The organism is Dietzia sp. E1 (assembly GCF_014145015.1).
In the GTDB taxonomy this organism is placed as follows: Bacteria; Actinomycetota; Actinomycetes; order Mycobacteriales; family Mycobacteriaceae; genus Dietzia; species Dietzia cinnamea_A.
The window spans coordinates 1-7,509 of sequence record NZ_JAALDU010000379.1 but is presented as its reverse complement, the minus strand read 5'-3'; the positions used below and the strand labels follow the sequence as shown (position 1 = coordinate 7,509).

At 69.5% G+C, this 7,509-nt stretch carries 7 protein-coding genes and 1 riboswitch; of the genes, 3 read left to right on the top strand and 4 right to left on the bottom strand.

Features of this window, described 5'->3' with window-relative positions; all coding sequences use genetic code 11:
- The coding region (locus G6030_RS12395; RefSeq protein WP_241724338.1) for a DUF3017 domain-containing protein at positions 1-296 on the top strand (296 nt) is incomplete at its 5' end.
- A gap of 334 nt (positions 297-630) precedes the next feature.
- Here G6030_RS12395 and G6030_RS12390 read toward each other — a convergent pair.
- The 4 genes from G6030_RS12390 to G6030_RS12375 form a co-directional block, all read right to left on the bottom strand.
- Complete coding sequence (locus G6030_RS12390) at positions 631-1,776, bottom strand: type IV toxin-antitoxin system AbiEi family antitoxin domain-containing protein (RefSeq protein ID WP_347238657.1); 1,146 nt, start codon at positions 1,774-1,776, stop codon at positions 631-633.
- A gap of 83 nt (positions 1,777-1,859) precedes the next feature.
- A complete protein-coding gene (locus G6030_RS12385; protein WP_061228088.1) occupies positions 1,860-2,333 on the bottom strand; it encodes a hypothetical protein in 474 nt (157 codons plus the stop codon).
- Positions 2,330-3,499: a homoserine O-acetyltransferase gene (locus G6030_RS12380; protein ID WP_061228087.1), complete on the bottom strand. Its 1,170-nt coding sequence runs from the start codon at positions 3,497-3,499 to the stop codon at positions 2,330-2,332. Before G6030_RS12380 ends, G6030_RS12385 begins: the two co-directional genes overlap by 4 nt.
- A gap of 9 nt (positions 3,500-3,508) precedes the next feature.
- On the bottom strand, positions 3,509-4,843 hold the full coding sequence (locus tag G6030_RS12375; RefSeq protein WP_007628178.1) for an aminotransferase class V-fold PLP-dependent enzyme: 1,335 nt from the start codon (positions 4,841-4,843) through the stop codon (positions 3,509-3,511).
- A 54-nt stretch (positions 4,844-4,897) separates the two neighbouring features.
- Positions 4,898-5,013, bottom strand: a riboswitch (SAM riboswitch).
- A gap of 155 nt (positions 5,014-5,168) precedes the next feature.
- On the opposite strand from G6030_RS12375, the gene G6030_RS12370 reads away from it, so the two are divergent.
- Both G6030_RS12370 and G6030_RS12365 read left to right on the top strand, forming a co-directional pair.
- On the top strand, positions 5,169-6,392 hold the full coding sequence (locus G6030_RS12370; protein WP_131886448.1) for an NADP-dependent isocitrate dehydrogenase: 1,224 nt from the start codon (positions 5,169-5,171) through the stop codon (positions 6,390-6,392).
- A gap of 114 nt (positions 6,393-6,506) precedes the next feature.
- The gene (locus G6030_RS12365; RefSeq protein WP_182643322.1) at positions 6,507-7,379 is read left to right on the top strand and encodes a bile acid:sodium symporter; all 873 of its coding nucleotides are present in this window, start codon (positions 6,507-6,509) and stop codon (positions 7,377-7,379) included.
- Positions 7,380-7,509 lie beyond the last annotated feature (130 nt).

Sequence of the window (7,509 nt, the reverse complement as noted above, 5' to 3'; positions counted from 1 at the left end):
GCACGCGCCCCGCGCGCCTGACGTGGGCGCAGGTGCGCGCCCAGTGGCCGCTCGCGCTCGTGCTGGCCGGGGTCGTCGTGGCGCTGGGCTTCGTCGTCCTCGAGCGCTGGCGGAGGGGCGCGTTCCTTCTGGGGGTGGTCGCCCTGGCGGCGGCGACCCTGCGCGCGGTGCTCCCGGACGAGCGGGCGCGACTGCTCGGGGTACGCGGCAAGGGGTTCGACGTGGCGTTCTACGTCGGGATCGGAGCCGTCATCCTGTGGCTGGCCACCTCCGTCGACTCGCTCGGTACCGGCTGATTCACCCGGTCGTGCACGTCGGGGTGCTGTACCCGGCCGGGCCGCTCTGCTAGCTCGGCGGCTGCGCCTGCCGAAGGCGCTCGGCCACCCCTGCGGAAGGCGCTCGCCCGCCCCGCTGACGTCGACGCCACCTATCGAATCCCGCGCCGCCTATCCGGTTACGCGCCACCTATGGGGTCCCGTAGGCGGCGCGTGGACGAATAGGTGGCGCACGCTCTGGAGCGGCGCCCGGCGGTTTCCGCCCGGTTGCCAGGCGCTCTGGAGGGGCGCCGGGCGGCTTCTGCTCGGTGGCCAGGCGCGTCGGACCGACCGTGATCACGCGGCAGCGTATTGATCACGCAGCGGCTGCGAAGAGCACACGTTTGATCCGCGCAGCCAGCACATGAGGCTCCTGCACATCGCGCCACCGCCAGTGGAGGACCCGGTAACCGAGGGCCATCAGTTCGGCGTCGCGGTCCTTCTCCATTTCCAAGCGGTGCCGTGTCTCGCCGGGGCTCAAACCGTCGAAGTACTTGCCGAAGCCGTCGCACTCTCCGATCACGCCGTACTCCCGCCACAGGAAGTCCACACGGGCGACCCGAACGCCTCGGGAGGTGAAGATGTCCGCCTGAGGCTCGGGCTCCGGTAGACCGAAGTCGTGGAAGGTCAGCCGGCTGAGGCTCTCTGCCACGCTCTCGCTCCTCCCGTCGACGAGACTCAGCGACTGCCGTGCGCGTCTGATCCCGCGACGACCCGCGGATCTGCGCAGAGACTCGTCGAGCGCGTCCCTCGTGACGATCTCCCCGTGCAACGCCGCGTCGGCGACCGCCACGGCAGCGTCTCTGGGCGTCGAGATCGCGATGTCCGTGACTGTTCGTGCCGGGGTGGTGACCCGCAATCCGTTGACCGTCATCACCTCATCGGAGAGGCCGGGCGCGGTGCGGAAGGTCGTCAGACCGGTCGTGCGGGACCGCGGCGCCGGGCCGTCTTCGCTCACCGCGACCCTGCGCAGCGGAAGGCCCCAGTCCGGAAGCTCGTGGATGAGGGCCGCGGATGAGTGGGAGAACACCGGAGCGTCGAGTGCGGCGTCCGCGGCCAAAATAGACAAGAGGTGGCGATCACGCCTGTCGAGGTCCCGCGCTCGTCCTTCGACGTAGAACCCGGGTCTGAGTCGGATCAGATCGCCGGACTTCACCGCGCGGCTGATGTTCTGACTCGTGATTCCGCGGGCGATCAGCTGGTCGTTCGTGAGGAGCAGGGAGATCAGGTCGTCTGGTGAGTTCACATGCCCGATGATCGGCGCCACCCCGCCGCGAGATCGGCGCATCCGCGTCTGAGCGCGCGCGTCTGTGGAGAACGCCGGGCCTGCGGATGCGCGAGTACGCGTGCTGGTTTTCCCTGGCTGGCCAGCGCACATCGCGCCGCGCGCCGGTAGTGGATGGACGATCTCGTATGCCGGCACGTCGTCGCAGCGCAGGTCGCCTATCGGGATGTGCGCCACCTAGCGGATCCCTTGGTCGGCGCGCGATCCGATGGGCGGCGTTGCATCTCGACGGCACAAAGCGCGTCGCCGGGGGAGTCCGGTCAGCGGAGCCGGAGGGGGACGCCCTCACGCAGATGATCGCGGACGTCGTCCGAGACCAGGAGGTATCCCATCGCGAAGAGCGCGAGCAGCGACAGCACCGTCCCGACCACCGAGATGAACGTGATGCTGTCCACGACCATCCGGGACAGCGAGCTCAGCGCGAGCAGGGCCACTCCCACCCCGATCACCACGCGGGCGGCCCGGTGGGCGCGCCACAGCAGCACCGCACCCACGACGAGCAGGATGCCCACGACGAACGATCCGGCCGCGCTGGCCAGCAGCGGGCCGAAACCCGTCGTGTCGCCGCCACCGCCGGCCGTGGCGGTGACCCCCAGAAAGGTGGCGAAGCCGATCGCGACGCCGATGATGCCGAATCCCGCCGACAGGCCCGCGAGACCCATGACGGCGGGGCGGGGAGTCTGGTCCCGCTCGGCGTCGTGATGCGGGTGATCGTTGCGGTCCGGGCCCGTCACGCGTGCCCCCGCGTCTTCTCGGCGGTCCCCTGCTCGGCGAGTTCCAGGGTGCGTTCGAGCATCGGGCCGACCACGTCCGCCTCGGTGAGGAACCCGTCGTGCCCGGCGGGACTGTCGATGACGACCAGTGGGTCCGCCCCGGGGAGGAGAGCGGCGAGCTCCTCCTGCTGACGCAGCGGATAGAGCCGGTCGGTGGTGACGCCGCCGATGACGCACGGCACCGGGCACGACCGCAGGGCCTCCTCGACGCCGCCGCGGCCGAGGCCCACATCGTGGCGGTTCAGGGCGTCGGTGAGAAGGACGTAGGTGCAGGCGTCGAAGCGGGAGACGAGCTTGCCGGCCTGATGATCGAGGTACGACTGCACCGCGAACCGGCCCGACATGGACAGGTCCTCGCCGCGGGGATCCTCGCCCGGCTGCGGACGGTTGGCGAACCGTTCGTCCAGTTCCACTTCACCCCGGTAGGACAGGTGGGCGATGCGGCGGGCGATGCCCAGCCCGGTCACGGGGGTGCGGCCGGTGCCGTGGTATCCGCCCTGTTGCCAGTGCGGGTCCGAGGTGACGGCCATGATCTGCGCGGTCTGGATGCCGATCTGGTCCGCCGACGCCCGGGCTCCGACCGCCAGGACGCACGCCGCGCGGACGCGGTCCGGGTGGGAGACCATCCACTCGAGGGTGCGGGCGCCGCCCATGGACCCGCCGATCACGGCGGCCCAGCGCTCGATGCCCAGGAGATCGGCCAGAACACGCTCGGATTCGACCATGTCCCGCACCGAGACGGCAGGGAACCGGGCTCCCCAGTAGTGGCCGTCGGGATGCAGCGAACTGGGACCGGTCGAGCCCCGGCAGCCGCCCAGGACGTTGACCGACAGCACGCAGTAGCGGTCGGTGTCCAGTGGCAGACCGGGCCCCACGAGCCCGTTCCACCAGCCCGGGGTGGGATGCAGGGAGTCGACCGGCCCCACGACGTGCGAGTCACCCGTGAGCGCGTGCTCGACCAGCACGACGTTCGACCGGTCCTCCGCGATCCGCCCCCACCGCTGGACGGCGAGCGTCACCCCCGGGAGGACGACACCCGTGACCAGGGTGATGTCGCCGATGGCGACGTGGCCGAGGGTGCCGTCGCCCGGGGGCAACAGCGCGAGCGGATCGGTAGAGCTGACCATGGGATCGGGTCAGGAGATCGCGGCGAAACCGAGCTCGAGGTCGGCGATCAGGTCGTCGACGGACTCGATGCCCACCGAGAGGCGGATGGTCGCCCACGTGACGCCCGCGATCGCGTTGGCCTCGGGGGTGCCCTGCGAGTGGGTGGTCGTGGCGGGGTGGGACACGAGCGACCGCACGTCTCCGATGTTCACCAGGCACGAGTGCAGCTTGAGGGCGTCGATGAACGTCCACGCCCGCTGCTTGACGTCCTCGTCCGACGCGCCGTCGGGGACGGCGATGTCGAACGTCACGATCGCGCCGGCGCCCTTGGGGGAGATCCTCTTCTGCAGCTCGTTGTACGGCGAGGACGCCAGACCCGCGTACTGCACCTTGGCGACGTCCTCGCGGGCCTCCAGCCACTCGGCGATGCGCTGCGCGTTGGACACGTGGCGCTCGATGCGCAGGCTCAGGGTGTCGATGCCCTGCGCGAGGGTCCACGCGTTGAACGGGGACGCGGCCGCACCGGTGTCCCGCAGGAGGGTGACGCGGGCCTTGAGCGCGAGAGCGGGCGCGCCGAGGTCGGCGTAGACGAGGCCGTGGTAGGCCGGGTCGGGGGTCGTGAAGGACGGGAAGACGTCCTCACCGTCGCGCTGCACGCGCCAGTCGAACTTGCCGCCGTCCACCAGGACGCCGCCCAGGGAGGAGCCGTGTCCACCGAGGTACTTGGTCGCCGAGGCCACCACGACGTCGGCTCCCAGCTCGAGGGGACGGATCAGGTAGGGGGTCGCCACGGTGTTGTCGATGACCAGCGGCACCTGGTTGTTATGTGCGACCTCGGCGATCGACGGGATGTCGAGGATGTCGTTGAGCGGGTTGGAGATGGACTCCGCGAAGAACAGCTTGGTGTTGGGGCGCACCGCCGCCTGCCACGAGGCGGGGTCGTCGGGGTTCTCGACGAACGTGGTCTCGATGCCGTACTTGGGCAGGGTGTGCCGCAGCAGGGTGTCCGTGCCGCCGTAGAGGCGCGGCGAGGACACCACGTGTCCACCGGACTGGGCGATGGCCTGGATGGCGGCGGTCTCGGCCGCCTGACCGGAGGCGAACAGCAGACCCGCGACGCCGCCCTCGAGCGAGGCGATGCGGTCCTCGACCGCCGCCACCGTCGGGTTGGTGATACGGGTGTAGATGGGGCCCATCTCCGCGAGGGCGAACCGATCAGCCGCCTGCTTGGCGTCGGCGAAGACGTACGAGGTGGTCTGGTAGATCGGCAGGTTCCGGGCGCCGGTGTCGGAGTCGACGGGCTGTCCGGCGTGGATCTGACGGGTCTCGAACGCCCAGTCGGGGTTGCTGTTGTCGTAGGTCATAGGGGCGGAGCCCCTCCTTTCCTCAGAAGGGTCCGGCCGCTTCTCGAGACAGCGGACCCGCGCTTGCCTGTCACCCGGTCGGGTGGTGGCCAGGTCGTCTCCCGGGGCACCCCACCGCGGTGGAGGGTTGCCGTCCAGCGAGCCGGGGCTTCGCGCTGGAACTCATGACCTGGGGTCAGGCTAGCCTAAGCCGCTCAGCGGCTGCAACGAGGGGCGACCTCGCTTCAGCCGACCCCGCGGGCCCGGATCAGTAACATGAGATGCACGTCACGATGTTCACCGACAGCGCCGGTCTCACGAGGTCCGGGCGGGGAAAGAGGGACCGATGTCGAAGATCAAGGTCGAGGGGACGGTCGTCGAACTCGATGGCGACGAGATGACGCGCATCATCTGGAAGTTCATCAAGGACGAGCTGATCCACCCCTACCTGGACGTGAACCTCGAGTACTACGACCTCGGGATCGAGAGCCGGGACGCCACCGACGACCAGATCACCGTCGACGCGGCCAACGCGATCAAGAAGCACGGCGTCGGCGTCAAGTGCGCGACCATCACGCCCGACGAGGCCCGCGTGGAGGAGTTCGGGCTCAAGCGCATGTACCGCTCGCCGAACGGCACGATCCGCAACATCCTCGGCGGGACCATCTTCCGCGCCCCGATCATCATCTCCAACGTCCCCCGTCTCGTGCCGGGCTGGACCAAACCGATCATCGTCGGCCGTCACGCCTTCGGGGACCAGTACCGCGCCACCGACTTCAAGGCCCCGGGGGCGGGCAAGGTCACCATCACCTTCACGCCGGCCGACGGGTCCGAGCCGATCGAGCACGAGGTGGTGGACCTGCCCGAGGAGGGCGGCGTGGTGATGGGTATGTACAACTTCAACAAGTCCATCGAGGACTTCGCGCGCGCCTCGTTCAACTACGGCCTGGACCGCGGCTACCCGGTGTACCTGTCCACCAAGAACACGATCCTCAAGGCCTACGACGGCGCCTTCAAGGACATCTTCCAGGACGTCTTCGACCGCGAGTTCAAGGACGAGTTCGAGAAGGCGGGCCTGACCTACGAGCACCGCCTCATCGACGACATGGTGGCCTCCTCGCTGAAGTGGGAGGGCGGTTACGTGTGGGCGTGTAAGAACTACGACGGCGACGTGCAGTCCGACACCGTGGCACAGGGCTTCGGCTCACTCGGCCTGATGACCTCGGTCCTGCTCACCCCGGACGGGAAGACCTGCGAGGCCGAGGCCGCCCACGGCACCGTGACCCGCCACTTCCGCCGGCATCAGCAGGGCGAGCCGACCTCCACCAATCCGATCGCCTCGATCTTCGCGTGGACCCGCGGCCTCGAGCACCGCGGCAAGCTCGACAACACCCCCGAGGTGATCGAGTTCGCCCACCAGCTCGAGGACGTCGTCATCAACACCGTCGAGGGCGGTCAGATGACCAAGGATCTCGCCCTGCTCGTCGGGGACGACCAGGAGTACCTCAACACAGAGGACTTCCTCGCCGCGCTCGACGAGAACCTCAGGCGCACCCGCGCCGGCTCCTGAGTCGGGCCGAATCGGCGCACGGGCACACCGCCCGTGGCGGGATGGGCTACGGTCAACCGGACAGTGGTCCACATCACAGTGCGGCCGCTCCTGCCCAGTGGCCCAGGAGGTCCCGTGGACCAGAGCCCCCTGATCGACGTCGGTCTGCCGATCGCCCTGGCCATCATCATGGTCGGGATCGGTCTCAGTCTCACGCGGGAGGACTTCGCGGTCCAGGCCCGATCGCCGCGGGCCACGATCGTCGGCCTGGTCGGCCAGCTCGTCCTGGTGCCGCTGCTGGGCGTCGGGGTCGCCCTTCTCTTCGACCTCACGCCGATGCTCGCACTCGGGGTGGTGCTGGTGGCGGCGACACCCGGCGGTGCCACGTCCAACCTCATCACTTACCTGGCCCGCGGGAACGTCGCCCTCTCGGTCATCCTCACCGCCATCACGTCCGTCGCCGTCATCCTCACACTGCCCCTGTGGTTCGACCTCGGCGTCCGGTTCATCCCGGGCGCGGCGGACTCGGAGGTCAACGTCCCGCTCGGTCAGACCTTCGGGTTGCTGCTGGGCGTCATCCTCATCCCTGTGATGATCGGCATGGTGCTGCGGGCGAAGGCGCCGTCGCTGGCCGCTCGCATCGAGCGGTTCGTCGGGGTGGTGGGGCTTATCGTGCTGGTGGCGCTGATCGTGGGCATCGTCCTGGGCGAGCGGGACCGGATCGTCGACCTGGTCGCGACCGTGGGCCCGGCGGTGATCGTCCTCAACATCGCGTTCATCCTCCTGGGCGGGCTCCTCGCGTGGGTATGCCGACTGGGCCGCGCCGAGCAGATCGCCGTCGCGGTGGAGTTCGGCATCAAGAACACGACCCTGACGATGCTCATCGCCTTCACGGTCATCGGTGACGAAGAGGTCGGTCTCGCCGCCGCCGTCTACAGCATCGTCATGTATGTCACCTCGTTCCTCGTGGTCTACGGCGGACGGCGCCTCATGCGTACCGCCCCCTGAGAGGGTTGCGCGGCGGGACCACCTGTTCGGGCGGCGTAGCCTGCTCCGGTGACCACGCGCCCCGACCCCGCCGCCGAGCCGGCCGCCGCCCCCACCGTCTCCGCCACCGCGGCGTCCGCGTCCGCCACCG